We start from the raw sequence: 26,301 nt of genomic DNA on the forward strand, positions 1-26,301 counted from the left end.
TCAAATCCTCTCATAACAGTGGATTATACACATGATGCTGTATTATTGAACCTAGAAATGATTCGCGACTGGTATAATTTATCAAGTTTTGGGCTTTTGCTAATTATCGACTCACCTATTGTAAATATAGCTTATTAATTTTTTCGATAGTACCATCAGAGTACATAGCATTTAAGTTAACATTCAATTTTTCTATTAACCCTGGTTTATTATCAATCTTTGCAGCTCTAGAGATAATTAAATATGCGCCTCTTGGCTTTCTGACAGGCCGAGGCAAATCAACTACTTGGTCGAGTAATTTGAGTTTTTTTAACTCTAATATTGTTTCGTGATAATTGGTCACAATACCAACAACTCTGTTAGCCATGAGTCTATTAATATTAGCTTGAATATCTACTGCTTCTACAACATTAATTTTACCTGCAACTGCAGCTTGATCAAACACTTCTCCACTAAGAAAGCCGAGGTTTCGACCAATAGTTTTTCCATATAAGTCTTCTATTTTTTCAAATTTCAGATCACTATTTTTTTTGACAAATACTTTATAGGTACTGTAATGAATAGGCATATCAAGAATATGACCAAACTTTTTTCTTGTTGATGTTATAAATGCAGAGAACCCACCATCACTTTTTCCTGTTTTTATTTCAAATATTACCCTTTTCCATGGACGAAAACTGATATTGCACTTAATATTGCTACGTCGACATAGTTCTTTGACTATATCGACATCAATTCCTTTCGCACTATTACCTTCTTGCCAGGTAAATGGAGCAAATTTATCAAGGGTGACTAAATTCAAAGTTTGTTGAGCTAGAGTAAGCCCTGTAAAGATGCTTATATAAACAACACATAGGCTTATGATACATTTCTTCATAGGAAAGTTTATAAGTAATACATTTTTAGTTAATACGTTGGTCATACTAACTTTAGCAGATGCCTTTAAGCTTTTCTTGGAGCTGCATAGGGCTACAGGATATCTGGACAAATAGTATTCTCTTATTGGATCCCAACCATAATTGATCAGAAATTAATCGCTTCCAAGCAAATCAAGCATAATGCAACTTGATACTACTATAGCGCACTTCTAAAAATAGACGCCCAAGGTTCTGGTTTAGCACTCATACCTAAGAGCATAATACGAGTATGCAATGATTGCTTGATAGGTCAATTTCGGCTTATCTGATCTAAATGACACTCTTTGTGCAAAATATTAACTGAATGACAACAACTTTATCCTACAGCAGACATATATAGCTACTATAATGTGGACTCAAGTCAGAGATATTCTAATTTTGATGTAGAAACATGGTAGCAAAAATATCAGTGAAACCACTTAGGTGAAGAGTGATGGAATTTTATATTAACTTTTTTATTGTATTAACAGCCTTCTTTATCAGTGTAGTTGTTCCCTCTTTGGGGTTACTCACTTATGCAGGCTATAAACGAAATAAGTACTATCAGGACTATACAAGCAAAACCACACTTTAGTCCCAAATATTTCAACAGTGACAATAATTTGAACGAATATTACAAACTATTTCATTATCGTAAGTATACTTTTAGTGATGAATTTAGCAATGCTTAACAAACGTAATTATTTATAACGCCGTAATGGGGACTGCTAATTAAATTGAATTCTCTACAAAGCGATAAATAAATTTTTTAGCTAACGGCTGTATTTTTTTAAACTGCAAACCAATATGATAATCACTTTTTCTTTTTATCACATGTTTCACCTCAGCTATTGCATAAATAATCAGTTGATTATTAAGATGATGCGCTTTAATCATGATGGATAATTTTTGCTTTATTTGAAAGGAAACCGATGTGGTTAACAGTACCCCTTGCACAGAAATATTAATAGCCTCCGCAGGTAATGCTTCACCATGATCTGTTCCTTTAATTGCTGTCTGCCAGTTTATCTCTTTACGGGGATAGGCACGCTGTTCCTGAGATACTGGTACATCTATCAGCTTGGTCATACTTAACTGTTATACACTATATACCATTGAGTGGCTCGGTATCTGGCTGTTCATATTGCTTTTCAGCCCATGCTCTTTATATAGATATTACTAATAAAGGGCCATAATACCTACCCTCAATATCAAAAAGCTAATAATATTAGGCTAGTAATAAAATCTCTTTTATAACTGAGTTATTGAAGCCCCTTCAACTAATTTATTCCCATTACTCACATCACTACCAGTAATAGCCACTGGCCGACCATCAATCTTAATAAAAGGATGCCCTGTAGTAATCACACTACCATCACTTAGTTTATCGCCAACTCGAGCTACAGCCTTACCACTCTCTATATGATTAGGACTCCCCTCAACGATGACATTGCCTTTTGTGTCTTTATCACCAACAAGAGCCCATTTCATCTTACTACCCTTCTTTAATATCTTTGACCATGGCAAGCTTGCTATAAGCTAGTACATTTTGTATTACCTGACTTAAGGGAGTTTCGATAATAGTAGCTTCAAGGATAGCCTTAATAATTTACATTTCTTATTAACTAAAGCTTAGCTTATTCACACCCAGCTTGTAGCTAGTCGATTGCTAGTTAATTAACCTCATTATTATCAAGTTTTGATTAAGAAACCAATTAATAATAAGGTATTATTTTACAGTCAATTAATACATCAAACCTTGTACTATTACCTACAGAGACAATACTTAGAGACAACCATCAAAACAAAAAAATCATAAGCTACAGTTTTTAAAGCTGTAGACTTACTTAGTCCTAAAATACTATATTTCAAAATAGTGTTTACAATTTAATAAAAAAAGGTGATGCATAAGGCATCACCTTTTCAATTGACTCACTAATGGGAAAGCATAGCGTAAATCTGGTCCTTTAATTTCATTCGACGTTTTTTTAATGAAAGATAGTTTTCATCACTCGTCGGAATGTCTCTCATCATCAAGCCACATAGCTGGTGATCAAGCGTGTGATATTCAGCTGCCATTTTGGCAAAGGTGGGATTTTCATGTTTTAGTTTATTAATTTGTTCCCGGCATTGAGGGAACTCATCGACTAGGCTGTGTTTATGCCTCAACATTGTTTTCCTCCCTATTACTCATCATTAAGTCTAGTAAGCCGTCGTTTACCACGCCAGCTAATTTTTCAGCTATGTTAACCTTCTCAAACAAACAACATCACTTGCAGCAGACTCAAGGCAACCTTATTAGTGCCGATTAACCTTTGCCAGCACTTAAGCGATTAACAAACCACAGAACTATGAATAACGGAAATAACCTCACGACTTATTGATGCGAGTCAACTTTCAGTAAAGCCACTTATGACTCTTGTTTTTTCCATCAAACTATGCTCTGATTAAAGAGGTGGGTGATAGGATATGCATTACACCGTTTCTTATACATCACTCGCTTCATGTTTGACAGGCTTGTTTCCTGAACAAGTAACAACTAAGACGCTATTAGACTATTCAATACGTGTTAGGTGTGGTTTAAGTAAGTTATCTAGTGATAAGTTAAATTGTAATGAATGCTTTGTTAGCCATTAAAAAAATTATCGTGAAAACACTTGTGGTGATTATTATTATGCACCAACAAGGGGGTTCACGTGGCTAACCAATAACCGAGCTACCGAATACTAAAACCCCCGACTTGAAAAAGCCGGGGGTTTTTTTTTGCAACAACAGTGATGTGAATTGACTCTATGAACGGCGCCCAGCACATTATTAAAACCCTAGAAACAGCAGGCATCAGCACATTATTTGGCTATCCCGGCGGAGCAATCATGCCCGTTTATGACGCACTCGTTGATAGCAAACTCAACCATGTTCTCTGTCGCCATGAACAAGGGGCTGCCTTAGCTGCTGATGGCTATGCCAGAAGCACGGGAAAACTAGGTGTTTGTTTAGCGACCTCCGGGCCAGGGGCTACCAATCTGCTTACGGGTATTGCCAATGCTCACTTAGATTCTATACCCATGCTGGCCATTACTGGGCAGGTTGCCAGTCCATTTATTGGTACGGATGCCTTTCAAGAAGTGGATATCCTTGGCATGGCTTTGCCTGTGGTTAAGCACAGCTTTCAAGTGCGAGCAGCCAATGAATTACCTTGGATGCTGAAAGAAGCAATGCAAATCGCAATGTCAGGACGCCCAGGACCTGTATTAATTGATGTACCAAAAGATATTCAACTTGCTGAAATACCTTCTTTAGTAGGCTTTCCTACAGCAGACTACAGTTTGCCTACAGCCGGCCCTGGTACAATTGAGGAGGCTAACCTACTAATCAAGCAAGCAAAGCGCCCATTACTATACAGTGGCGGTGGCGTTATGCTGGGTGGTGCAGTAAACGCCTTACGGAAATATGCCCAACAATCTGGTATCCCCTCAGTTAGCACCTTGAAAGGCATTGGTAACCACCTACCTGATGACCCTTATTATCTTGGGATGCTCGGCATGCATGGTACCAAAGCAGCTAATTTAGCTGTACAGCAATGTGATTTACTGATTTGTATCGGTGCTCGTTTTGATGATCGAGTCACAGGTAAACTGGACAGCTTTGCAGCAAAAGCAAAAATAATTCACCTGGATATTGATGCCGCCGAGTTTGGCAAACTTAAAATACCAGATGTCATTATCCATGGTGAGCTCAATTACAGTTTAAGCCAGTTAACTAATCCTGCTGCAATTGGCAATTGGCAACAATACTGTACAACACTGAAGCATCAGCACGCCTTCACTTACCCCAGCAACCCTCCTTCAATTTACGCTCCTCAGTTAATTAATCGCTTATCACAACTCGCAACTGAAAAAACCATTATCAGTTGCGATGTTGGCCAGCATCAAATGTGGGTAGCCCAACATTACCAGTTTACTCACCCCCGCCACCATCTTAGCAGCAGTGGCTTAGGCACTATGGGATACGGCCTTCCCGCTGCAATCGGAGCCCAGTTTGCCAACCCTGATGCCCAAGTGATTAATATTTCTGGTGATGGCTCATTTATGATGAACATCCAAGAGCTGGCAACCATTATTCGTTATCAGTTGCCCATTAAAATTATCATTATTGATAATCAACGACTGGGTATGGTAAGGCAATGGCAGACTCTATTTTTTACTGAAAGATACAGTGAAGTTGATTTATCAGATAACCCTGATTTTGTTAAAGTCGCCCAAGCATTTGGTTTAACAGCCCAATGTATTACCCAAGCAGAAGATGTTGAGTCTGCTCTGCAAACCTTGCTCAAAGCAACAACACCTTTTCTTTTACATGTATGTATCAACCCTAAAGACAACGTATGGCCACTAGTCCCCCCTGGTGTACCTAATGATGAGATGCTGGAGTGTACAAAAAATGAATTATTATGAGTTACAACTGGTTGCCCGTAACACCCCCGGTTGTCTAGAGCGGATTTTAAATACCAGTCGGGTTCGTGGCTTTGAAATAAAACATTTCAACGCCAAGTTACACCCCAGACACAACCATTTTAAAATTGAACTGGCTGTCGCCAGCAACAGAAGCCAACAACATTTGGTTATGCAACTCGCTAAGCAATATGACATTCGTGAGCTATCTCCTGCCAAGCGAAAATTTGCCGCTATAAAAGCATAATAAAGACTTACCTATTAAAGGCGACATATTTTACGATACTACATCACATACGAATGATTTTTAGATGCGACCATCAAATGCGAAATGCCATGCCCTTATAAATAAGTGGTGATTGGAGTGATGATAACAAAACCTGGAAATCACTCGTGAAAGGTATATTTTCTTATATGCTTTGTTAAGATTAGCTTGTGATATTTAGTCAATAATGAGTAAATTTCGGCCAGCTTGTTTTGCCCGATATAAGCATTTGTCAGCTATCGCCAGCATGTCACTGAGCGAGCTATATGTATTATCTGTTACTCCTATACTTATAGTGAAGCCTATATCGATACCACCAATAGTTAACTTCTGCTCAGCAACCAAACACCGAAAACTGTCTAGTAGTTGCTGACTTTTATCTACATCCAACCCTTTTAACAAAACGCAAAATTCTTCACCGCCCAATCTAGCTACAATAAATCGTGAAAACTTCTCTTTTAACACATCAGCGACTTTTGTTAATACATAGTCTCCAACCTCATGGCCATAACTATCATTGATCTGCTTAAAGTGATCAATATCTAGCATAGCCAAACTCAGTGGCTTATTCTGCTCTACAGCATTTTCATAGAGTTTCTCAGCCACCTGAAAGAAGTAGCGTCTGTTAGATAGGCCAGTTAAATAATCACTATTAGCTGCATCCTTCACTGCTTCGAGCAATTCCATTTCCTCTAGGTTATGCATTAACCTACAGTGTAACTCTTCATGATAAAAAGGTTTACGTAAAAAATCATTTGCGCCGTTTTTAATAAACTTAGCCGATAAGGCTCCACTACCCTCAGCAGACAAACCAATAATAATTAAGTTTTTATTATTCTGCTTATGCCGAATATTTTTTACTAGCTCATAGCCATTCATATTAGGCATATTATAATCGACAATCATCAATCGAATATCGGGTTGCTGCTGCAACATAGCTAAAGCTTCAATACCATCCTCTGCTTCCAATACTTGATAGAGATGCTGCTTTAAAGTTTTTCTAATAAAAGCACGGGTAGATTTTGAGTCATCCACTACAAGTACTTTAATAAACTGATTTTTTTGCAAACGCAAAATTAACTTAATAACATACTCATAAGAATAACGACTTTCTTTAAGTACATAATCAACAACCCCCTTATCTAACAGGGCTTCCCGCTTCTTATCATTATAAGAACCTGATAACACAATACAGGGAACATTCGCTGCAAGCACTTTATTAACCACTTCACCATTTGGCGCATCCGGTAAATTCAAGTCCACCACAGCTACTAAATAAGAACTATCTGACTGGTTCAGATATGACTCAGCTTCACTTAATGTTGCCGCAAATAATGGGGACAAATCTTGCTTCGCTTCAAATAAATGCTTAAGCACCTTTAAAACCATTGGGCTATCTTCAACAATTAGTACTGCACTCCCCTTCATACAGGCTTCCACTAGTAAAAGGCAGATTTATATACCACTATTTATATACAGCTACAGTGCAATGAGTCATTGAACCTTTTCATGACGGCTAGATAACAGTCATATTAGCTTAATAGTAGAGTATAGCAGTGTATCTCTTCAGCTAGAGTTAACTAAGCTTTTCCTGTCACTCGCATCCAAGATTTACGGGAAAGATGATTTAACAGCAATAAAGGAGGCATTTTCAGCCAATGGGAGCGTAAATAGAGCAACTGGCTTGCAACCTGTTTTCGTATTCGTTTTTGGCCTCTAGCCAAAGGCAACATAGCCTCTGGCATTGCCCAGCATTTAATACGCTGGAAAATACTGGTTGAACATTTGGGAAGCCTTGTCATCAGCTGCTCATTAACTGGAGTAGCAAAAAACTGCTCCAACAACCACAAAATATCAGCTAGTGGCAGCGTTACACCGAGCTTTAAAGCCCTCTCCTGCAGTTGCAGCCAAAAATCAGGAACATGCTTCTCCCCATAACGCAGTAGTTGATCAATATCGTATAAATCTCTAACTCGATTATGGTAATCCGCGTCATAGCCCAAATGCACGATGGTATGCAACACCATATCAGGCAAACACAAGGTGTTTAATCCTGGCTCAGCCAACGGAATAGATGCGGTTAGCAATAAAGATGGATCCGGGTTTAAACGACTGGTGCGGGGTAAAATTCGGTGATGAATATCAACATCATACAGCCGTTCACGATGACGATAAGGCGGCAGTTCATGCATCCACTGATGGTAGTATGCCTTATCATAGTCATTTTGCTTCGCACACTCCCAGCCATTGTCGATTAACAAGGTTTCGATTGTGGGCAAGTCAGCCTCATCAAATAATAAGTCAACATCTGCTAATAGCCGCCCTTCACTAACAGGAATTTTGTGATATAGGTATGCAGCTCCTTTTAACAGAGTCATTTGATAGCCAGCAGGATAGAGTACTCGCCTGAGCCGATTGATTTCCCAACGAGCATTACGTTGTAAGTATTGAGCAAATTGCAAAGCATCTTGGCACTGGCCTTGAACAGCTTCAGGTAGTTGTTGCCAAATCTGCTGTTGTTGAAAACTATTGGCTAAGGTAGCTAACATACCGGCTTGCTTAGCTTGAAAAAGTAAAACGTTCCACTGCTCTACTGAAAACTGGACTACAGTTGATGGTTGCTTTAATACCGTCAATAAATAGTGACTTTCAATCTGCTGTTTCATTAACCACTCGGCTTTTGTTATTGACTGGTGGAGAGACGAACTCCTGCTCATAAAGGCTAAGTAGCAACGGAATAACTGCCCGTAAGCTATCAAAATTCAATTCATAGCAATTACACTGATCTACTAACTGACGTGCAGCTTGAAAACCTGTGGTCGCTAATAATTTATAATTAAATGCATTATTGGCCAGTCTTAACAATGCTTGGGATTTCTCTACAGGAACCAATACATTATTAGCCCCTGCTTTGTAACGAGGGAAGATAATCCAGCGTGGTTGTGCTTTTTCCTGAGCCTGCTCAATACTTGCAGCAGGTGGACGAAAATGAGCCACCATTCCTTTGCGGGTTTTTTCAAATAAAGGGCCAATAACAGCTTCTGGGCTAAACCGCTTCATCACTTCAATTGAAGTATTTTTCAGTGGAGTCAACTTAGGCAATGGTTGTAATAAACCAGACTCTGGCTCGAGCAAACCAAACTCATCTGATAACATACGCCAGCCGCTGAGTGACAAAGCAGCACATAATGTGCTCTTGCCAGAACCCGGCCAAGCAGGAAATAGAATCGCATGGCCCTGCCGTTCTACTACAGCAGCATGCAACATTAAATAGCGATGAGCATGAGTCGCGATACACCAGTTGCTGCCCCACTCCAGCATGGGTAATGCGTGGTCTAGTGGAAAGGGCGCCATACCTGGATCGCCATCCGCTTTAAATTCCACCTGTGGTCGCCACCAACGACGCCATAACCGTGGTCGCCTTACCTGGATAGCAAAATCTATCAGTTGTGGTTGGGAAAATGTTGGATAATGAGCAAATAACCAATGTAGTTGGGAAACAAGTGTTTTACAGTTTTTAACGGTTAATTGAAATTTAAATGGACCTATTTGATACACCAAACCATTGCGAAGCCGCTCCTGTAGCTCCATTACTGTTAAATCAGCAATTTTCATGTAAATTCCGGCTCAATTAACCCTAAACAGTCCAAGTTATGGATCAAGCTACTGATTGATTTAGCAATCTGCTCTAAAGGCTGCTGCCATTGCTTAGCAAGGCTGATTATTAGTTGTTCAGCTGACATTGGCTTTTTAGCTAATAACAATAAGACATCTAACGACATGGTGTTTAATAAGTGTGTATCAGCAGATAAGCCATTAAACACAATAGTGTCTTCTCCCCAATCTGCCCACAGCAGCTGACCAAGGTCTGCCAAACGCCAGTTAATAGCTTCATCTTGTTGTTGGGTAAACGTTCCCATGGCTTATAGGGTAGACCAGATTAGTGTTGTAACCCAAGGGCTACAACACTTTTGTTCAGGGGCTTGGTTGGATGGAGACCCAACAAGAGTTAGTCAAGGGTGAGGTGCCTGGAGCGCTTTCAACACTCATTTGACGCATATCATCAAAGTGGACGAGAACACTCACGCTTTCAGAGCTTAACTGCCCTTCATTATTACTAACTGCTTGCTGCCATTCCATGAGTTGATCTTGATTGGGTGCTTCCGTTAATTGATTCATGTTTAACACATAGAGTGTACCATTAACTTCAATAACCTCTTGAGGCTCACCATTAGGGAGTGGCATAAAAATGTGCTTAGTACCCATTGCCCTTACCCAGCTTGGATCTTCACTCATACCATCCGCCTCAGATACCACCGCATCGGGAGCTGGTAAATTAGCCTCAGCTAGCTTCATGTCACAGGTTGCGCTGGTCGCCGCTAAAGCTGCACCACTTCTTAGGGTTAATACTATCGGCGCCCCAACTGCAGAAGCTTTGAGAAACTTCCGGCGCTGCACCTGCTTACTTGATAACTGCTCAAGGTCACTGGTCAAGGTTGTCTGCTGCCCATTCTCAACTGATTGCTTGCTATGCTCATTATTACTCATTGTCCCGCCAACTTGTTATCCGTTAAAAACTATCCTTTATTAAGCAAGGTTTGGTCCATACAATAATTTTATTTATACCTACAGAGCCAATAAGCGATTGACCATTATTACGATAATCCGCTATTAGCCTTCTGTAAAATTATGGGACAACCTTAGCCAGTCTATTTCAGCGAATATTTAAGGCTCTAACAAAGTCCTCCTGCTGATTTACTGTAGTAGTTATCCCTTATTTTGGACCACAGCAACTGGCCTGCTTGCGCTGGCCACCCATTCACTCCAAGAGCCAGGGTATAATCGAGGCCGCCCTATGCCTGCCAGTTCCATTGCAAAGATATTATGGCAAGCAGTCACTCCAGAGCCACAATAGCACACCAAATCTGTGACCTCTTTAACTGGCAAGGCTTTAAATCGCTCAGCTAATTGATGCTTCGGTAAAAAGCATCCTATTTTTGTTAAATTTCCTTGAAAAGGTAAATTAAGTGCACCAGGTATATGGCCTGCAATAGGGTCGATTGGCTCCTGCTCTCCCGAGTAACGCATTGCAGCCCGAGCATCAACCAAACACCACTTTGGTTGACTCAATTGCTGTAACACCTCATCAGTTGATACCCACATATCGGAATCTGGCTGCCCTACAAAGTTACCCAGTATTTTAGTCGGCAGCTCTGTCGTCACTGGCAACTTAGCCTCCTGCCAGGCCTGAAAGCCACCATCTAGAATAGCGACTTGAGTCTTACCCAACCAGGTTAGCAGCCACCAGAGCCTTGCAGCCTGACTACTATCTTGTTGATCATACACAACGACTATTGAGTCCTGGTTAATACCCCAAGTCCTCAGTTGCTCATTTAAACGATTTACATCAGGCAACGGGTGTCGTCCTGTTTCACCCGGCACAACTTGGCCAGACAAGTCTTTTTCTAAGTCAGCGAAAACGGCACCAGGAATATGCTGCTGATCATAAGCTTGTTGGCCAGCATCGGGATCAGCCAGAGAGAAACGACAATCAATTATGCATAAGTTATTATTAAGAGAAAGCTGCTTTGATAGCCAGTGGGGTGTTACCAGCATGTCCATAAAAACGACCTTGTAATTAGAGAAAGAAATAAAACCTAAGCTGTATTTTTATTTTCCCAGCTGATTTTAATTGGTAACACATATTTAAGAAATAGACATTTAAGAAACACTGCTTAGCTTTCTTCATCCATGGTCTTAATCGCTTCTTCAGCCGAAAGTTCTTTACCTTTTAGCTCAGCCATCACATCAACCCCATCTAACACAATAGGATCTTTAACTATAATTCTAGTTCGTTGGTTTCTAGTAGCAGTTGATAGATTATCTTGATCTATAGAAGGCTGAAGATTGTCCACTGTTTCAGTCATAGCCTGACTAGGAGTTGGCTGCAGCGCTTGTGCAGTGCTCTGCACCCCATTCGTTGTATGATTAACCTTTTCGCTGGACTGAATACTATCGTTATCATTCTGGATTAAGCTGCTTGGCTGTGAGTGTTGAACCGGCTCAATTACTTGATTGCTCAAGCCATCTTCCTTATTGCTTAAATTGTTTTCTGCCGACTGTTGATCAGTAGAGTGTAAATGCTCCTTCCAAGCATCCCATCCAACTCCAGCAACACCTACCGTCACTACCGTAGTCACTATTAATACAGCCCATAAGGTTTCTTTACTCATCTGGCCAACATCCTCTTAATCGTTTGTTACTGGCAAGCAATCATGAGTCTACTAGAATTAAGTAGATACTTAGCAGAAAATAACCATTACTTGATGATAGTGGAAAAAACCATCATTAATGTGTTCTTATGCCCAAAATATAGGGGTTATATTTAAGTAATACTTGTGGGGTGGTGAGATTTACTCAATTTCTTGTTATTTAACGTTTGCTGGTATTTAACAAAAGCAACATAACTGACACTCTACTATGAAAAGTAACCAACATATAGTAACCACCTCTGCCAATTGTAGTCATAAGGCTGATGAAGTACCATGCAGTATGAACTGACGAGGCTAATGCAAGGAACTGCATTTTAGCTCAAGGGCCTATTGGCGTTTGCCGAAGATACGCTTTTGTAAGCAAGCGCAACTTTAGTCTGTTCGCTCTTGGATGACGTGTATGTATAGCAGCTACTTATTACTCAGCCCTAACATTTTGATTACAAGTGCCTTACCTGTTATCGCTGAGCCTGAAGTCAAGTCTCAGGTTGATGAGTTGGTTGAACTGCTTGAGCAACCGGCCTCTGCTCTCCTATGTAAACACTGCCTGAATACCATCACTTATGAACATGAACGCATTGAAATCAGCGGTCAGCATATCCACTTAAAAATGAACCCGGCAGGCTTTGCCTTTGAGTTTGGTTGTTTTTGTGCTGCACCTGGTTGTAATCAATATGGCCAATATCATTCAGAAGCCTCCTGGTTCGCTGGATGCAGTTGGGCCATTAGCCTGTGCACTTGTTGTCAGCAGCATTTAGGCTGGCACTTTCGACAAAATGATGACAATAGCAGCTTTTATGGAATTGTTCTTGATAAGCTGGTTATGTCAAACCCACCAGAAGTTTCCGGCTAACGCTTAATAAGCCTGGCAACCTGTTCTTTTTCAGCTATTTTTCATAGAAAGCTGTCTATGTAGTTCGGTGCTTGTAATGCGTAAAATTGGCTGGATAGGATTATTTTTATTAACGACCCTTTTTTCTAGTTACTCATCAGCCCGAGAAAAAATCACCTTATCCACCCTTAATTGGGAACCTTACATCGGTCAAGAACTGGAAAACAAAGGCTATGTTAATGAAATTGTCAAAGCCGCTTTTTCAGAAGTGGGGTATGACTTAGAAGTTTTATTTTTTCCTTGGGCACGAGCATTACATGTTGCCACCCTTGGTCATGTTGATGGGTTATTTCCAGAGTATTACGATGAAAATCGACTCACTGATTTTGTATTTTCCGATCCATTTCCAGGGGGACCCGTTGGCTTTTATAAACGTAAAGACAAAAATATAAAATTTAGTGCAGACCCTCGCAAAAACCTTGCTGAAGCTCTCAAAGAGTTACGTAACTACCGATTTGGCGTGGTACGCGGTTACATCAATACCAAAGAGTTTGATGAAGCAGATTATTTAATAAAAGAAGAAGTAATCAATGACGATACTAATATAAAGCGTTTATATAAAAACCGAGTGCAACTTATTTTTATTGATAAATACGTTGCCCAATACATTATAGCCAAACGTTACCCATGGTATGCACTAGAACTGGAGTTTTTAGACCCTCCTTTAGAAATAAAACCTTTGTATATTGCTTTTTCTAAAAAAGCGCCTGACTACCAAAAAAAATTAGCGTTATTTAATCGTGGTCTTAAAACAATCCAAACAAATAAATTAATGGAAGAAATTATGATGAAACATGGATTTTAATGCATTTCAAGCCAGCAACTAAGTGGGGCTAAAATAGAGCCCCTTATCCTCTTCATAAATGAATGTTAGGATTTGTTACCAGCAATCGTTTATTTACTTTCATCGTCATCAAACTGCTTTAATATATCACTAGAAAAAGTATGTAAAAAATGGATATCTTTTTCTGCCAGTGCACCTAACCTTTCCATTGCCCAACGATACTCCACTGCAGTAGAAGAAATTGCCAAATATTCAAATACCTGAGCTAACTTGGCTTTTAGTGCTTTCATTTGCCCTTCTGGCGCGGATAATTCCAGATTATGGTCAACTGCCACTTTGGACAAAATATAGGCGTAAAGCATGACACTTTGACCAAGGTTTAGGGATGGCTGAGGGTTAGCTAATGGAATACTACTGGCAATATCACAGTGTTGTACTTCTTCTGAAGTTAAACCACTTTCTTCCCGCCCAAACACAATCCCTACTGACTTAACGGTTGTTCCTTTTGCCTCAATCAGCTGCTTAACCTCTTCAGGCGTATAATAATGACGTTTAGTGCTGCGCTTTTTGACGGTAGTGGCTACTGTAAAATCAAGATCTGCCGTGGCCTCTTGCAACTGATTAAAATGTTGTACATTTGCCAGTATTTCTTTCGCGCCATGAGCAACCCACTGCGCCTCTGGCACCAGGTGAGCCTGGCTATTAACTATCCGTAACCCATTAAACCCCATGGTTTTCAAAGCCCTTGCGGCCGCACCAACATTTTCAGGACGTTTGGGCTCAACCAAAATAAAATCAATTGACATATTTCCACATCATCACTGCATCAGATTAGTTCTCTGATTATACCGCAACCTCTAGGAATATTGCTTCTAACCTCCTTCAGTTCCAGACAGCAGCCCCTGAACGCCTATCACTTCATAATTTCCCAACTATTACGAATAGTCTCCAAAGAGAACACCATAACTTAATGAACAATAAACAATCTTAATTGTTACCTACCTCTCGAAAATAATGACTAAGATCACCAATGCGTATATTCCGCAACCAGATAGCCTTGAGTGATAGAATAATTCCAAGCTATGATGCGCCAGCCAATATAAAACAATATAAGCACAACAATAGGTGCCCAAAAGTAGCAAATCGAAGGGGGTTGTTGCAAAGCATCACCAATATTCTGGTTATACAATGCGTGATATTTTTGTCTCAACGTCTGATCGTTAAAGGAGCATTAATGAAACACTTACTACCTATTTTTTCAATTGCACTATTGACTGCCTGTGGCAGCAACCAAACAACCACAGACACTCATAGTGAAACAACTGAGCCTGTTAGCACCCAAGTTGAACCTGTTGAGCCAACACCTGTTGATACTGAAGCCGATAAGTTACGCCGCTTATGGGAACGCTACTGTAACCACGAAGCATTAACTATTGAAGAACGTCAGATGATTGCTGACTCCGAAATGCCTGAAGATCTACGTGGTCAGTGCACACAAAAATAAGCTGTGTAAGTTTTCAGTATACAGTTTCTAAAAGCCAGCAACTGCTGGCTATCAAGCAAGTAAAAGCGCTACCTTTCTATCAACTCTAACGTCTGCCAAATTGAGATTAACACATCTTTACCTAACTGCTTGGAACGCTCAGCTGACCAGCCTGTTAGAGGATCAGCCAGTAACTGGTTATCCTTAAACGGCATTTCCAATGTCATTGACAAGGTTTGAAAGTGATTGGCTAAATAACTGGCTGCCATTGACAGGTTCGCTTGGCCTGGCTGATCAACTGGATAACCGTGTTCTACTTGAAACTCAGGAGTTACCTGTAAAAGTACATCTTTAAACCGCTGCTCTAGGTTAGCAATATAGTCACTGTAATTAGGTATGCCTTCGGCTGTTACAACAAAATTATAAGGCAATACTTCATCACCATGGATATCTAAAAAGATATCTCCCCCTATTTCATGCATTTTCTTTCTTACCAAAAATACTTCGGGGCTTTTTTCTAGAGATGGATTTTGCCACTCCCTATTTAAATTAATACCTGCTGCATTGGTCCGCAAATGCCCTCTTACACTACCATCAGGGTTCATATTCGGCACAATATAAAATACAGTTTGTTTGAGTAGCTGCCTGGCCACCCCCAAATTAGGGTTTAATAAGGCTTCCAGGGTTCCTTCAATAAACCACTCAGCCATGGTTTCCCCAGGGTGCTGCCGAGCAATCAGCCAAACCTTATAAGGGGCTGTCGCTTCTCCTACTTGCAACATATTAAGATCTCTACCATCAAGCGTTTGCCCTAACAGATGGATGGATACACGCTCATCTACCATTGCAGCTTGTAGTAAATCCAAATGTCTTTCATAGGAATAAGGTTCAAAATAGGCAAAAAACAGGCTTGCTTCTTCTAGCCCAAACTTGACTGATAACACACCATTTTCATATTGAGTGGGCATCCGAAACCAGTTTTCTCGATCATAACTGGCAAGTACTTGATAGCCATCCCACCCATCTGCATAGGCAGCATTTGCTGCATTGGTAATATGAAACTGGTACTTTTCGCCCACTTCACCAACGAACCTAAAATAAAACCACTGATAAAAATCAGACTGATGATCTCTTTTTATTTCCAGCTGGATATTGTCAGCATCTTCTAAGGAGACAACGGTTATATTTCCACCGTCAAACTGATCACTGATATGCATTCGAACTTCCTTAAGTGAGTCTACACTTACATAAGCATTTATATAGATATGCTTTTTTATTAACAAACAACTGCCCAAAAAAGCTTTAGCGAAACAATTACTCGCTTATCTACTACTAATCAAAGCGAGTAACAGCAAGAATGAGGTTGCTACGTTCGATGGCTAAGCTCCTGTTTATATTAATGATAATACATTGGCTTCCCTTTACTCTGAGTTCCTTTGCTGCGCCTGTTATTAAGGTATACACTACTGATGAACCTCCTCTCAACTTTTCTACTGGCAAAAGTAAAGATTCAGCAGCAGGTACTGAGGTATCAGGTTTTGCCACAGATATTGTTAGAGAAATTCTTACACTTACCCACAATACCACCACACCTATCGTCTTACTGCCATGGGCTAGGGCCTATCAATATACATTACATAGCGAAAATGTATTTTTATTTAGTATGGGCCGCACTAAGCAGCGAGAACAGCTATTTCAATGGATCGGTCCACTGGCGGAAAAAAAAGCGGCTTTATATAGTACCCAACAGACTCAAGTCACCATTAATTCACTGGATGATGCGAAAGCTGTCAGTAGTATTGCAACCGTTATTGATGACTCTAAAGAACAGTACTTAAAAAGCCAGGGGTTTACTAATTTAAGTAGTAGCCCAAAATGGAGCCAAGCCATACAAAAGTTATTTATCAATAGAGCCGCCCTATTAGCTCAAACAGACTTAGATATTCCATTTATTATTCGAGAGGTCGGTTATTCAATTAATGCTATCAAGCCTGTTTATAAGCTTTATAAGTTCCAGCTGTTTATTGGCACTTCAAAAAAAACCTCAGCTCAATTAGTCAACCAATGGCAGCAAGCTTTAAACACTTTGAAAAAAAACGGTCGCTTCAAAGAGCTGATAAAAAAATGGTCACATCACTATCAGCTGACTAACTGGCAGTTCCAAAATGGAATGTTACAAGTCAATGATTAAGCTAAGTTGATACTACCATTGATAATAAATGGTTTCAGTTATTAAAAGGCTGCTGCACTTAACCACATTAAAACCTTAACAAGGTCTACACATTTGGTTTTTGAACTTATTGTAAATAAACTATACAACTCTCGTCCCAGTACTTCTTTTCTATATCACTATCATCAAACAGACTAAACCCTCCTTCATGGAGAGTCACTAGCCGATAGATATTTAAAGGAGTAAACCTAAATGAAAATTAAACCCATACTGCTGACAATTACTCTTTCATTAGCAACCGTTGTCAATACCAGTTATGCTCGCCCAGATTCCCAACCTCTTTCATTAGAAGATGCACTGAAAAAGCTTGAGTTAACTGCCGAGCAACAAGCCCAAACAGGTACCATTGTTGCCGAAGACAATAAACGTCATGAGGACATATTAGCTAAGCACAGTTTAACGGATGAACAGTTAACAACCCTATTAAAAGACTTTTTTAAAGCCAATACTGTAGACAGTTTTTGAATTATAAAACATTGCTCTACAGGCCATGTACCATAGGAAGGAGGAGTTTATTGCATGTTAAGCCTCAGGCTATCTTGCAATAAAGTATATGAGAGTAGAGCACTCCCCCCGTAAACACTAACATACAACACCTATAAAACTGTCCGCAGTATTGTAAAGCAAAACACACAACTATTCGATCTTTGAAACAAGTGCTGACAGCAGCCCAAATGGAAAGACTCATTCGTCTCATGAAACCACGTCGCCATAACCGCCCTTGTAAACCCAACCCTGATGACCAAAGCATCAAGCCCTGTAAAAAACCTAAACCAAGTGATGTGGTCATCTTAGACTTGGTAGAAAGTAACTAACGCTGTCTGCTCCAACAGTTTTTCTACCTCCCTTTTTCCAGCCACTCTGGACTATGGCTACAGAGTGGTTACTTTCTACAGTGATGAGTGCTTCCTCAGCTAAACCACTACTCAGTGACAAGCACTAACACAAAAAATTCATCAGTTTTTTTGATGAACTTATTCAGAATTTTATAGCCTATGTTACTGTTATCTGTAATAAGCTAACTCCATTATTTGATCAGATATCGAAGAGTCTGAACACTTTGGCTAATGTGATAGCCAAAATACAACTATGATTTCAGTGCGCTAGGCTTCTACATCAATGCATTTAAAAAACACCCAGAAACAGTATGGTTTAGTGAGCATTCTGCTTCACTGGTTAACAGCCTTGACGATTATTGGCCTGTTTGCGTTAGGCCTGTATATGGTGGAACTTGATTATTATGACCCTTGGTATAAACAAGGCCCTGATTTACACAAAAGCATTGGGCTGCTACTTCTGGTTGTGCTGATTTTTCGAACTGGATGGAGGCTTTTTACAAACTCACCGAAGCCATTAGAAAGTCATAAAATTTGGGAGCGAACGCTTGCCCACTTAACGCATATAATGCTTTATTTACTAATCTTGCTGGTTATTTTTAGTGGCTACTTAATCTCGACTGCTGATGGCCGGCCAGTGAGTGTTTTTGGTTGGTTTGATGTACCAGCACTAGTCACTGGTATTGACCAGCTGGAAAGCTACGCAGGCACTGTACATTATTACCTGGCATTTACATTAATAGGCTTAGCATCTCTACATGGACTGGCAGCAATTAAACACCATTTATTTGATAAAGATGATACATTACGACGGATGTTAGGAACTGTAAAAAAATAACAGTTACACAACACATTCCTTACAATAAATAAACCACAAACAAGCAACCATAAACAAACAACAGGAGCAATCAATGCGATTAAACAAAGTAGCTGGCATGTTCATGGGATTTATCCTACTAGCCTCAAGTCAGTTATGGGCTGCGGACTACAAAATTGATACCCAAGGTGCCCATGCGTTTATTCAGTTTAGGGTAAAGCACCTAGGCTATAGCTGGTTATATGGCCGCTTTAATACTTTTGAAGGGTCTTTCAGCTACGATGAGAAAAAGCCTGAAGCTACCAAAGTAAATGTCACTATTGATACTGCTAGTGTTGACTCTAACCATGCAGAGCGGGACAAACACTTACGCAGCGATGACTTTTTAGATGTAAAAAAATACCCTAAAGCCACTTTTGTTAGCAAAAAAGTCATACCAAAAGGTGATGATAAAGCCGTGTTAGTAGGTGACTTAACGCTTCATGGCGTAACCAAAGAAGTAACTATTGATGTAACCGCTATCGGCGGAGGAAAAGACCCATGGGGTGGCTACCGTCAAGGTTTCCAAGGCTCTACTTCCTTTAAACTAAAAGACTTCAATATCAAAAAGGACCTTGGGCCTGCTTCTCAAGAAGTTGAATTAATTCTCTCCATTGAAGGTATCCGTCAAGGTTAATACGCGAAAGCTGCTTCCCCCTTTTCAAAGGGGGAAGTCAGATTGCACCATAGCTCTAGTCACCCTATTTCCAACAGCAGTTTCAAAGCACTCTATCACTCCATATTTCCCGGCTTTTGCAATACCCTTTAGGGGGAGAAAAACTGTTATTTCCACTGATCCCTTAAGTGAGCCGGTATCCAGCGGATTTCTACTAATTCAAAAAACAACTCAGTTATCACCGCAAGCAGTGCAGCGGGTATTGCTCCATATAACACCAACTGAAAGTCATTCAGCGCTAATCCTGTAACAATCGGCTCCCCCAAGCCACCAGCACCAATAAACGCTGCCAAGGTTGCAGTACCAATATTGATTACTGCTGCAGTCTTAATACCAGTAAACATAGCAGGTAAAGCCAAAGGTAAATAAATTTTTCGCAGCTGTTCTTTATGGGTTAACCCCATTCCAACTGCTACCTGCTTTAATACCGGATCAATAGTTAATAAAGCAGTTGTAGTACTTCGAACAATAGGCATTAATGAATACAAAAATAACGCTACAACAGCGGGTAACCAACCAATACCAAATAGTGGAATAAATAGTGCCAATAGCGCAATAGAGGGAATTGTTTGTAATAGTCCAGTACTATAAATAACCACCCGACTGACAGTTCTATTACGATAGCAGAAAATGCTTAGGGGAATACCCAAAACACATGCAGCAGCCAAAGCAATTAATGTCAATTTCAAGTGTTGCAGAATATTTTTTGGTAACTGCTGCCAGGGTCCTACTAATTGTATTTCAGTTGTTTGCTTCAGCCCTTGGCTGACTAAAAACTGATGAGCAACTTCAGCGAAGGTTTTACCCTGATTAACCACTTCACCGTTCAAACGCTGCATAGTTGCTTCATCAAGAATACCTGATAACGCCTCTATACTTTTCACCATCACAGGGTTTGCATCAGCTCTTACTAACGGCACAGCATCATAACGCGGGAAATAACTATCGTTATCTTCTAACAGCAACAGGTTGAACTTATCGATGTCGCCATCTGTAGAATAAGCATCGGTAATATCAATTTTTTCCGCTTGAATGGCTTCATAAGCTAAGCCATGTTCAATACCAACAGGCTGATGATTTAACTGATAATGGATGGCTAGTTTTTCCCAGCCGTCTTCTCGTTTAATAAACTCGTGGGTCAGACCAAATTTCAGTTGAGGGTGTTTAGCTAAGTCAGCAAGTGTTCTAATTCCTCGTTTATTAGCCTTATTTTTATCCATCACTAACGCATAGGTATTATTAAACCCTAAACTCGGTAATACTTTTAGTTCATGTTGCTTGGCCAAGTCATTAAGTTGCTCAAGAGGTGGGGTATTTTTCAGTTTAAAAATAGCCTGGGCCAAAGTGCCGGTATACTCAACATAAACATCAATATCGCCATAACGTAATGCTTCGTAAGTAATAACTGTTTTTCCCAACCCCAGTTTACGCTCTACCTTAAAGCCGTCTGTTTCCAGCTTTTGAGCGACCAACTCACCTAACAAATAGCCCTCATTAAATGCCTTACTTCCTACCGTTATTGTCGTATTAGCATTATTAACAGACCCAAGTGCCCACTGACTTACCCAAAATAAACTAACTAAAAACAGTAACCGCATATTAAATATGATCCTTAATAAGACGTGCTATATAGTCATTTGCGGGCTGATCCATAACAGTAGACACTGTTCCGTGCTGCACAATCTCTCCCTTGTGCATCACCGCAATTTTATCAGCTATTTTCACTGCCTCTCGCATGTCATGGGTGACTAACAATACCGCTCTAGGCTCTTCTTGGTGTAATTGTAAAAACCGTTCATGCACTTCCTTACGAGTAATCGGATCAACAGCTGAAAAAGCCTCATCTAATAATAAAATACCCGGCTTTACCATAAGTGACCGACACAGGCCTACTCGCTGCGCCTGACCACCCGACAGTTGGTGGGGATAACGCTGTAATAATGTAGAGGGTAATCCCATGCACTCTGCAAGATAAGACACACGCTGTTGAATTGTTTGCTGTTGCCAATCATCTAGCTTTGCTAATAAAGCAATATTCTCGTAAGCACTCAAATGAGGAAATAAGCCTATTTGCTGAACAGCGTAGCCAATGCCTCGTCGAACTGTTGTATTAAAAGGATGAGTTTGAGACTGACCATGGAGTCGAATAGAGCCAGAAGCAGGAGGAACTAGTCCGTTGATAAGTTTTAGTAGAGTAGACTTACCACAACCACTTTCACCTACCACTGCTGTAATTTGTTGTTGAGGAAGCGCAAAATCAAGCTGATTAAACACCGCCAGTTGCTGATATTTTACACTTACCTGAGCAAGTTCAACTGCTAACTCATTGCCATATCTTGTCGTATTCAAACTGATTTCTCAATAATTTTGGTTAGGCTATGAGGTAACATAGCCTAACATGAAAACTATTTGAGTTCTAATGAGGAGACCAATGTGGGATTACTACTGTAATTAATTATTCACCTGTAACCAGTTATCCTCTAAATAATGACGCTCTTCGTCAATCAAGTGCAGTGTCAATGCCTGACGAGATCGGTTGGAATGGTTCTGTTTGCTAAAATGTGGCAACAAACCATTTAATATAATCAAACTCCCTTGCGTTACTTCTAAAGGAATAGCCGCACTGGTATCCCATTCTATATTTTGCAGGTCAACCATATACATTTCGCCATCCTGACGACAATAACGTTTAGCAAGTCCTTGCCTATGACCACCAGGAAGTGCGTATAAACAACCATTTTCAATGGTGGCATCTTCTAAAGCCAACCAAAGTCCTATTACACTAGTCGGTTCTGTATAAAGAAATGCTGCATCTTGATGACAATTAACTTCACCACCAATATAAGGCTGTTTAAAAATAATCATCGACTGAATAATTTTAGGTACTGACAAGGGCAGCTGGTTTATTAATTGGTTTAATTGATGGTTTTCTACAAACTGCTTAAATACCGGATCAAATCGATGTAAAGCATGGCCAATTTTATTAATTGCATGCTGTTTTTTCCTTGGTAAACAACCATCATCATCCATTGCCAGCTCTTCATAAAAACAACGAATATCATTGGCTGATTCGATAAAGTAGCGCGACTTATCATGTTGACGCTGCCTGGTTGAAAAAATGACTGGCTGTTCTTCACCGTTATTTTTGTGCTGTTGATTCTCTTGTTGACAGTGATTGTCAACTATCGCTTCTGCTTGACCCATTAATTGCTGGCAAATTGGTTTAGGGATAAAATCATTGATTATAAGAAAACCATTCTCATCGTAAAACTGCCAGGCATCACTCGCCATTCCTGGTTGCTGGCTCCAATTAAATTGTTGTGGCTTGTTAATTTCTCGCACTCTAGCGTCCATTCACTTATCCATTTATCTTCATACAGATATTGTAACTAATACTGACAACGAAGAATATTGAAGACACAAGATAATGATGTAAAGAGGGAATGGTTAGAATATTTGATTTTCAATATAATATCTGAACTAACAGGGTATCCTAAAATTAATTCAGGTATGAAAAGTTGGCCATCCATAGCCAACTATAGCCTTCTCGAATGATTTTTAGGGTTTGTTGTCGTCGCTCTTCGCCCAATCATTTATAAATACATAAACTCATGGGTCTCATCACTCGACGGCCGCCCCTAAAAACCATTCGATTTGGCTACATACGCTTCATGAGGAGATTTATAATTATTTTTTCTCTAACTTAATACTATCGACATAAAAATCAACTTTTGGCTCAGGACCAAAAATATACAGCTCTGCCGTTTTAAGTTTGCCTTTTGGTTTTAAATTAAAATCGGCTGCTAGCTCGTACCACTTATCTCCTTTGGGAAGCTTCATGTTATTTATACGCTGCCAATGGTAGCCATCGTCATCTACATAAAATAACTGTACATCCAGCATTTGGCCTGACTTCGCATCCGCTCCCAAGCTCGCAGAAAGTGAAATTTTATAGTCTGTATTTGCTTTTAAAATATCGTTAGTTTTCAGTGACAGGCCCGCATACCAATGGTTACGATCGGTTACTTGAACACTCCACTGGCCTTGATGGCTCATTTTATTCGTACGCTCAAGCTTGCCCATTTTAAATGCAGATTGCCATCCATTTAAATCATTTTCAAAGCCATGCTCAAACACCTTGTTATCATCAGGCTTCGGGTCTGGGTCTGGATTAGGTTTATCATTGATTGGAGAAATTTTCACCTCATCAATTAACAATGCTTTATCAGCTTTAGGGCCAAATAAGACAATATAAGCTGCTGTTACTTTACCCAATGTATTAACTTTAAATTGTTTTTTCAGCTCCTTAACATTTTCATCTACCTGATTAATGGCTAAATACTGGTAATAGTAAGCACCCAAATCATTTTTTAACAATAAAGTGACCATTGCTAAATCTTTTTCAGCTCCTTTAGGTAGTTTTACCTTAGCGCTAAATAGATACTCTTTATTTTCTTCTAATGGTTTTGCTAGTTTTTGTAATGCCCCATCATAATATTGTTTACGGTCAGTCACCTTAAGCCAATTATCTAGCCCACAGTCTTTTTTCATTTGCTCAACAGCATGTTTAATTGATTTGGTATAAAAGCGCTTCCAGGGGTTGAGTTCATTAAAGTCTGGTTCTCTAATTAAATTATCCTTCACCAAGTCAGGCTTTTTACACATAGGGTTGGGTTTTGGATCTGGCTTAGGATCGGGTTTTGGGTCTGGCTTAGGATCAGGTTTTGGATCCGGCTTAGGATCAGGTTTTGGGTCCGGCTTAGGATCAGGTTTTGGGTCCGGCTTAGGATCAGGTTTTGGGTCCGGCTTAGGATCGGGTTTTGGGTCCGGCTTAGGATCGGGTTTTGGGTCCGGATTAGGATCGGGTTTTGGGTCCGGCTTAGGATCAGGTTTTGGGTCCGGTTTCGGATTAGGGTTATTAATATCATCTGGAAAAGGGATAGTGTGCTTCCGTCGGCTAGACATTTCTGCCGCACGCTCTTTCCATAACCGCACTAAATTTGCCGTATTTTTATCACCGAGGGGTAAACCATTAGCATCTTTAATATCAGGGTTTGAATAAAAGTTGGAAGAATTTCCACACATATGGGTACGGGTTTTACCGTTATTGTAACCAAATGCATACGGCCACCGTTTCGCTTTATCTGCCTCATAACAGTGCCAGCCCCCTACGTTATGGCCTACTTCATGACGCCAGGCATTCGGCCATGGCGCACCAACTACTTGGGTATAACCCGTTACCCCTGCCCATCCTGCAGTACTATCTGGATGTTTAGTAGGCATTTGCACTACACCGACTAAATCAGGGGCATACTTTTCTACATCAGCTGCAAACCACTTTTCAACTTTACCTAATACATCACCAATAACACCTGGATTTTGATCGGTTATACCAATCCCCACTAGCCTTAACTTAATATTATTAACGCCTGAGTTTGTCAAACCGTTATTTACAGAAGCCACATACTTTTCTGCCTCTGCTTTAGGATCACCCACTTTGCTTGCTGCCTGATTGGAAAAACCAAGATATACATCGATAATGAAATTACCTTTTTTGTCGGTTTCACCTTTAGCCGTTTTATCTCTACCTTGGAACTCAGCCACTTGCCAGTTTTGAGCAGGTAGTACATGCTGGTCTAGCATTTCAGGCATTCGCTGCTTGCTGATCGTGTATCGGCCATTTTCATTTGGCTGTACTAAATAGCTATCATATTCAGTTTCAATCAGCCCTGTTAGCTTATTGGTGTCGTGGTTAATTGTGAAAATAACATTGCTATAGTTTTTAATATGATCAAAACCACTATCAAACACATATCCATAAATAATTTCTACATTATTAGTAGTCGACTGCTCCCGTCGCTTCACCTGCAGATTAAATGATTCTCCTGAAAATAAATTCAGCGTTGTTTGCTCTGGAAAAACTATTTTTCCATCCACAGTTTCAAGCTGCAGATCAACTTCTCGTTTCGCCTGTGTGTATTCAGCCTCAGCCTTAGAGATAGAGCCATACTGCTGATAACTACCATTAATTGGTGAGAACAGGTCTTCAGTCGCTGACACATTTATAACAGTTGCAGCAGCTTGAGAAACCAAAACTGCCGAAAGCAGCACAGTGATAGGTGACTTTTTATTTTTTAGTCTCATCGTTGTTTCGCTCATGGGTCGGGTCATAGAATGACCATACCCTAACGAAGCAGACGCTAACCCATCGCGAAACAAACCACAGATAGCAAACTAAATTTAATACCTGTAATCGAGTATATTAATTTGTAAAACAACTAATCAGAAATTATTAAAACTTTGCCTAGCAGGCTTATGACAAGCTTATGGTTTTGAATATATATTCCTTTATAACGAGACTTTTTACATTTAACTTAGCACCTCATTAATTAACTCACGTGCTCGATCAAATATCCCACCATTCAATCCTTCTCTATCTAACAATTGTTTTAGTTTTTCTGCTTCCTGCTTGGCTTTTTCCTCGTTACTTAACTCACGAGCTCGCTCAATTCTTGTCATAATATGGCTCACCTCAATAGCAACTTGAGACTTGCCAGCACCTTTCAATAAGGTAACCAACATTGCTATCAGCACAGCTAAAAGTGCCAACACAAACCAAATCATATGCTCCTCTCACTAATCATAAAAAGTAATACTGTC

Annotated in this window: 29 protein-coding genes; 11 read left to right on the forward strand and 18 right to left on the reverse strand. The window is 39.9% G+C overall.

What is annotated here, in order from left to right; all coding sequences use genetic code 11:
* Window positions 1-115: 115 nt before the first annotated feature.
* On the reverse strand, window positions 116-922 hold the full coding sequence (locus ORQ98_RS20370) for a substrate-binding periplasmic protein (protein WP_274690665.1): 807 nt from the start codon (window positions 920-922) through the stop codon (window positions 116-118).
* A 428-nt stretch (window positions 923-1,350) separates the two neighbouring features.
* On the opposite strand from ORQ98_RS20370, the gene ORQ98_RS20375 reads away from it, so the two are divergent.
* Window positions 1,351-1,491, forward strand: coding sequence for a hypothetical protein (locus ORQ98_RS20375; RefSeq protein WP_274690666.1), 141 nt, complete (start codon window positions 1,351-1,353; stop codon window positions 1,489-1,491).
* Between the two features lie 137 nt (window positions 1,492-1,628).
* On the opposite strand, the gene ORQ98_RS20380 is transcribed toward ORQ98_RS20375, so the two are convergent.
* From ORQ98_RS20380 to ORQ98_RS20390, 3 genes are all read right to left on the reverse strand, one after another.
* Window positions 1,629-1,985, reverse strand: coding sequence for a PilZ domain-containing protein (locus ORQ98_RS20380; protein WP_274690667.1), 357 nt, complete (start codon window positions 1,983-1,985; stop codon window positions 1,629-1,631).
* 162 nt (window positions 1,986-2,147) lie between these two features.
* Window positions 2,148-2,387, reverse strand: a complete 240-nt coding sequence (locus ORQ98_RS20385) for a PAAR domain-containing protein (RefSeq protein ID WP_274690668.1) — start codon at window positions 2,385-2,387, stop codon at window positions 2,148-2,150.
* A gap of 444 nt (window positions 2,388-2,831) precedes the next feature.
* A complete protein-coding gene (locus ORQ98_RS20390) occupies window positions 2,832-3,068 on the reverse strand; it encodes an HP1242/YdcH family protein (RefSeq protein WP_180570912.1) in 237 nt (78 codons plus the stop codon).
* A 620-nt stretch (window positions 3,069-3,688) separates the two neighbouring features.
* Here ORQ98_RS20390 and ilvG point away from each other — a divergent pair.
* On the forward strand, window positions 3,689-5,350 hold the full coding sequence (ilvG, locus tag ORQ98_RS20395) for an acetolactate synthase 2 catalytic subunit (RefSeq protein ID WP_274690669.1): 1,662 nt from the start codon (window positions 3,689-3,691) through the stop codon (window positions 5,348-5,350).
* Window positions 5,337-5,594 (forward strand): acetolactate synthase 2 small subunit, encoded by a 258-nt coding sequence (locus ORQ98_RS20400; protein WP_274690670.1) that lies wholly within the window; start codon window positions 5,337-5,339, stop codon window positions 5,592-5,594. The genes ilvG and ORQ98_RS20400 overlap by 14 nt, the downstream gene beginning before the upstream one ends.
* Before the next feature lie 195 nt (window positions 5,595-5,789).
* Here the strand turns inward: ORQ98_RS20400 and ORQ98_RS20405 are convergent, their stop codons facing one another.
* From ORQ98_RS20405 to ORQ98_RS20435, 7 genes are all read right to left on the reverse strand, one after another.
* Window positions 5,790-7,040 carry a diguanylate cyclase gene (locus tag ORQ98_RS20405; RefSeq protein ID WP_274690671.1) on the reverse strand — a complete coding sequence of 417 codons (1,251 nt, stop codon included), beginning with the start codon at window positions 7,038-7,040 and terminating at the stop codon, window positions 5,790-5,792.
* 152 nt (window positions 7,041-7,192) lie between these two features.
* A complete protein-coding gene (locus ORQ98_RS20410; protein WP_274690672.1) occupies window positions 7,193-8,278 on the reverse strand; it encodes a nucleotidyltransferase domain-containing protein in 1,086 nt (361 codons plus the stop codon).
* Window positions 8,262-9,227 carry an HprK-related kinase A gene (locus ORQ98_RS20415; RefSeq protein WP_274690673.1) on the reverse strand — a complete coding sequence of 322 codons (966 nt, stop codon included), beginning with the start codon at window positions 9,225-9,227 and terminating at the stop codon, window positions 8,262-8,264. Before ORQ98_RS20415 ends, ORQ98_RS20410 begins: the two co-directional genes overlap by 17 nt.
* A complete protein-coding gene (locus ORQ98_RS20420) occupies window positions 9,224-9,532 on the reverse strand; it encodes an HPr-rel-A system PqqD family peptide chaperone (protein ID WP_274690674.1) in 309 nt (102 codons plus the stop codon). The genes ORQ98_RS20415 and ORQ98_RS20420 overlap by 4 nt, the downstream gene beginning before the upstream one ends.
* Window positions 9,533-9,587: 55 nt before the next feature.
* Window positions 9,588-10,160 (reverse strand): hypothetical protein, encoded by a 573-nt coding sequence (locus ORQ98_RS20425; RefSeq protein WP_274690675.1) that lies wholly within the window; start codon window positions 10,158-10,160, stop codon window positions 9,588-9,590.
* Window positions 10,161-10,379: 219 nt separating this feature from the next.
* Window positions 10,380-11,234 (reverse strand): sulfurtransferase, encoded by an 855-nt coding sequence (locus ORQ98_RS20430; RefSeq protein WP_274690676.1) that lies wholly within the window; start codon window positions 11,232-11,234, stop codon window positions 10,380-10,382.
* Window positions 11,235-11,347: 113 nt separating this feature from the next.
* Window positions 11,348-11,845 carry a hypothetical protein gene (locus ORQ98_RS20435; protein WP_274690677.1) on the reverse strand — a complete coding sequence of 166 codons (498 nt, stop codon included), beginning with the start codon at window positions 11,843-11,845 and terminating at the stop codon, window positions 11,348-11,350.
* A gap of 439 nt (window positions 11,846-12,284) precedes the next feature.
* Between ORQ98_RS20435 and ORQ98_RS20440 the strand changes: the two genes are divergently transcribed.
* Together ORQ98_RS20440 and ORQ98_RS20445 are read left to right on the forward strand one after the other, a co-directional pair.
* On the forward strand, window positions 12,285-12,737 hold the full coding sequence (locus ORQ98_RS20440; RefSeq protein ID WP_274690678.1) for a cereblon family protein: 453 nt from the start codon (window positions 12,285-12,287) through the stop codon (window positions 12,735-12,737).
* A 76-nt stretch (window positions 12,738-12,813) separates the two neighbouring features.
* Window positions 12,814-13,581 carry a substrate-binding periplasmic protein gene (locus tag ORQ98_RS20445; protein WP_274690679.1) on the forward strand — a complete coding sequence of 256 codons (768 nt, stop codon included), beginning with the start codon at window positions 12,814-12,816 and terminating at the stop codon, window positions 13,579-13,581.
* Between the two features lie 89 nt (window positions 13,582-13,670).
* Here ORQ98_RS20445 and ORQ98_RS20450 read toward each other — a convergent pair whose 3' ends face one another.
* The gene (locus ORQ98_RS20450) at window positions 13,671-14,366 is read right to left on the reverse strand and encodes a tRNA/rRNA methyltransferase (protein WP_274690680.1); all 696 of its coding nucleotides are present in this window, start codon (window positions 14,364-14,366) and stop codon (window positions 13,671-13,673) included.
* Between the two features lie 428 nt (window positions 14,367-14,794).
* On the opposite strand from ORQ98_RS20450, the gene ORQ98_RS20455 reads away from it, so the two are divergent.
* The gene (locus tag ORQ98_RS20455) at window positions 14,795-15,064 is read left to right on the forward strand and encodes a hypothetical protein (RefSeq protein ID WP_274690681.1); all 270 of its coding nucleotides are present in this window, start codon (window positions 14,795-14,797) and stop codon (window positions 15,062-15,064) included.
* Window positions 15,065-15,132: 68 nt separating this feature from the next.
* Here ORQ98_RS20455 and ORQ98_RS20460 read toward each other — a convergent pair whose 3' ends face one another.
* On the reverse strand, window positions 15,133-16,260 hold the full coding sequence (locus tag ORQ98_RS20460) for a M14 family metallopeptidase (protein ID WP_274690682.1): 1,128 nt from the start codon (window positions 16,258-16,260) through the stop codon (window positions 15,133-15,135).
* Between the two features lie 158 nt (window positions 16,261-16,418).
* Between ORQ98_RS20460 and ORQ98_RS20465 the strand changes: the two genes are divergently transcribed.
* The 5 genes from ORQ98_RS20465 (at window position 16,419) to ORQ98_RS20485 (ending at window position 19,602) form a co-directional block, all read left to right on the forward strand.
* Window positions 16,419-17,234 carry a substrate-binding periplasmic protein gene (locus ORQ98_RS20465; RefSeq protein WP_274690683.1) on the forward strand — a complete coding sequence of 272 codons (816 nt, stop codon included), beginning with the start codon at window positions 16,419-16,421 and terminating at the stop codon, window positions 17,232-17,234.
* 231 nt (window positions 17,235-17,465) lie between these two features.
* Window positions 17,466-17,738 (forward strand): hypothetical protein, encoded by a 273-nt coding sequence (locus ORQ98_RS20470; RefSeq protein WP_274690684.1) that lies wholly within the window; start codon window positions 17,466-17,468, stop codon window positions 17,736-17,738.
* 209 nt (window positions 17,739-17,947) lie between these two features.
* Window positions 17,948-18,088: a hypothetical protein gene (locus ORQ98_RS20475; protein WP_274690685.1), complete on the forward strand. Its 141-nt coding sequence runs from the start codon at window positions 17,948-17,950 to the stop codon at window positions 18,086-18,088.
* A 304-nt stretch (window positions 18,089-18,392) separates the two neighbouring features.
* On the forward strand, window positions 18,393-18,947 hold the full coding sequence (locus ORQ98_RS20480) for a cytochrome b (RefSeq protein ID WP_274690686.1): 555 nt from the start codon (window positions 18,393-18,395) through the stop codon (window positions 18,945-18,947).
* Window positions 18,948-19,020: 73 nt separating this feature from the next.
* On the forward strand, window positions 19,021-19,602 hold the full coding sequence (locus ORQ98_RS20485) for a YceI family protein (RefSeq protein WP_274690687.1): 582 nt from the start codon (window positions 19,021-19,023) through the stop codon (window positions 19,600-19,602).
* Window positions 19,603-19,748: 146 nt separating this feature from the next.
* On the opposite strand, the gene ORQ98_RS20490 is transcribed toward ORQ98_RS20485, so the two are convergent.
* The 5 genes from ORQ98_RS20490 to ORQ98_RS20510 all read right to left on the reverse strand — a co-directional run bounded on the left by ORQ98_RS20490 (window position 19,749) and on the right by ORQ98_RS20510 (window position 26,265).
* The gene (locus tag ORQ98_RS20490) at window positions 19,749-21,239 is read right to left on the reverse strand and encodes a glycine betaine ABC transporter substrate-binding protein (protein ID WP_274690688.1); all 1,491 of its coding nucleotides are present in this window, start codon (window positions 21,237-21,239) and stop codon (window positions 19,749-19,751) included.
* Window position 21,240: 1 nt separating this feature from the next.
* Window positions 21,241-21,990, reverse strand: coding sequence for an ATP-binding cassette domain-containing protein (locus tag ORQ98_RS20495; protein WP_274690689.1), 750 nt, complete (start codon window positions 21,988-21,990; stop codon window positions 21,241-21,243).
* A gap of 102 nt (window positions 21,991-22,092) precedes the next feature.
* Window positions 22,093-22,995, reverse strand: a complete 903-nt coding sequence (locus ORQ98_RS20500; RefSeq protein ID WP_274690690.1) for a phytanoyl-CoA dioxygenase family protein — start codon at window positions 22,993-22,995, stop codon at window positions 22,093-22,095.
* Between the two features lie 333 nt (window positions 22,996-23,328).
* Window positions 23,329-25,812 carry a carbohydrate binding domain-containing protein gene (locus tag ORQ98_RS20505; RefSeq protein WP_274690691.1) on the reverse strand — a complete coding sequence of 828 codons (2,484 nt, stop codon included), beginning with the start codon at window positions 25,810-25,812 and terminating at the stop codon, window positions 23,329-23,331.
* 198 nt (window positions 25,813-26,010) lie between these two features.
* Window positions 26,011-26,265, reverse strand: coding sequence for a hypothetical protein (locus tag ORQ98_RS20510; protein WP_274690692.1), 255 nt, complete (start codon window positions 26,263-26,265; stop codon window positions 26,011-26,013).
* Window positions 26,266-26,301: the final 36 nt, after the last annotated feature.

The sequence above is a fragment of the Spartinivicinus poritis genome (assembly GCF_028858535.1).
Classification (GTDB): Bacteria; Pseudomonadota; Gammaproteobacteria; order Pseudomonadales; family Zooshikellaceae; genus Spartinivicinus; species Spartinivicinus poritis.

Coding starts and splice junctions, on each gene's coding strand:
- ORQ98_RS20370 (WP_274690665.1), bottom strand. CDS start 922: ATGACCAACGTATTAACTAAAAATGTATTACTTATAAACTTTCCTATG.
- ORQ98_RS20375 (WP_274690666.1), top strand. CDS start 1,351: ATGGAATTTTATATTAACTTTTTTATTGTATTAACAGCCTTCTTTATC.
- ORQ98_RS20380 (WP_274690667.1), bottom strand. CDS start 1,985: ATGACCAAGCTGATAGATGTACCAGTATCTCAGGAACAGCGTGCCTAT.
- ORQ98_RS20385 (WP_274690668.1), bottom strand. CDS start 2,387: ATGAAATGGGCTCTTGTTGGTGATAAAGACACAAAAGGCAATGTCATC.
- ORQ98_RS20390 (WP_180570912.1), bottom strand. CDS start 3,068: ATGTTGAGGCATAAACACAGCCTAGTCGATGAGTTCCCTCAATGCCGG.
- ilvG (WP_274690669.1), top strand. CDS start 3,689: ATGAACGGCGCCCAGCACATTATTAAAACCCTAGAAACAGCAGGCATC.
- ORQ98_RS20400 (WP_274690670.1), top strand. CDS start 5,337: ATGAATTATTATGAGTTACAACTGGTTGCCCGTAACACCCCCGGTTGT.
- ORQ98_RS20405 (WP_274690671.1), bottom strand. CDS start 7,040: ATGAAGGGGAGTGCAGTACTAATTGTTGAAGATAGCCCAATGGTTTTA.
- ORQ98_RS20410 (WP_274690672.1), bottom strand. CDS start 8,278: ATGAAACAGCAGATTGAAAGTCACTATTTATTGACGGTATTAAAGCAA.
- ORQ98_RS20415 (WP_274690673.1), bottom strand. CDS start 9,227: ATGAAAATTGCTGATTTAACAGTAATGGAGCTACAGGAGCGGCTTCGC.
- ORQ98_RS20420 (WP_274690674.1), bottom strand. CDS start 9,532: ATGGGAACGTTTACCCAACAACAAGATGAAGCTATTAACTGGCGTTTG.
- ORQ98_RS20425 (WP_274690675.1), bottom strand. CDS start 10,160: ATGAGTAATAATGAGCATAGCAAGCAATCAGTTGAGAATGGGCAGCAG.
- ORQ98_RS20430 (WP_274690676.1), bottom strand. CDS start 11,234: ATGGACATGCTGGTAACACCCCACTGGCTATCAAAGCAGCTTTCTCTT.
- ORQ98_RS20435 (WP_274690677.1), bottom strand. CDS start 11,845: ATGAGTAAAGAAACCTTATGGGCTGTATTAATAGTGACTACGGTAGTG.
- ORQ98_RS20440 (WP_274690678.1), top strand. CDS start 12,285: ATGTATAGCAGCTACTTATTACTCAGCCCTAACATTTTGATTACAAGT.
- ORQ98_RS20445 (WP_274690679.1), top strand. CDS start 12,814: ATGCGTAAAATTGGCTGGATAGGATTATTTTTATTAACGACCCTTTTT.
- ORQ98_RS20450 (WP_274690680.1), bottom strand. CDS start 14,366: ATGTCAATTGATTTTATTTTGGTTGAGCCCAAACGTCCTGAAAATGTT.
- ORQ98_RS20455 (WP_274690681.1), top strand. CDS start 14,795: ATGAAACACTTACTACCTATTTTTTCAATTGCACTATTGACTGCCTGT.
- ORQ98_RS20460 (WP_274690682.1), bottom strand. CDS start 16,260: ATGCATATCAGTGATCAGTTTGACGGTGGAAATATAACCGTTGTCTCC.
- ORQ98_RS20465 (WP_274690683.1), top strand. CDS start 16,419: ATGGCTAAGCTCCTGTTTATATTAATGATAATACATTGGCTTCCCTTT.
- ORQ98_RS20470 (WP_274690684.1), top strand. CDS start 17,466: ATGAAAATTAAACCCATACTGCTGACAATTACTCTTTCATTAGCAACC.
- ORQ98_RS20475 (WP_274690685.1), top strand. CDS start 17,948: ATGGAAAGACTCATTCGTCTCATGAAACCACGTCGCCATAACCGCCCT.
- ORQ98_RS20480 (WP_274690686.1), top strand. CDS start 18,393: ATGCATTTAAAAAACACCCAGAAACAGTATGGTTTAGTGAGCATTCTG.
- ORQ98_RS20485 (WP_274690687.1), top strand. CDS start 19,021: ATGCGATTAAACAAAGTAGCTGGCATGTTCATGGGATTTATCCTACTA.
- ORQ98_RS20490 (WP_274690688.1), bottom strand. CDS start 21,239: ATGCGGTTACTGTTTTTAGTTAGTTTATTTTGGGTAAGTCAGTGGGCA.
- ORQ98_RS20500 (WP_274690690.1), bottom strand. CDS start 22,995: ATGGACGCTAGAGTGCGAGAAATTAACAAGCCACAACAATTTAATTGG.
- ORQ98_RS20505 (WP_274690691.1), bottom strand. CDS start 25,812: ATGACCCGACCCATGAGCGAAACAACGATGAGACTAAAAAATAAAAAG.
- ORQ98_RS20510 (WP_274690692.1), bottom strand. CDS start 26,265: ATGATTTGGTTTGTGTTGGCACTTTTAGCTGTGCTGATAGCAATGTTG.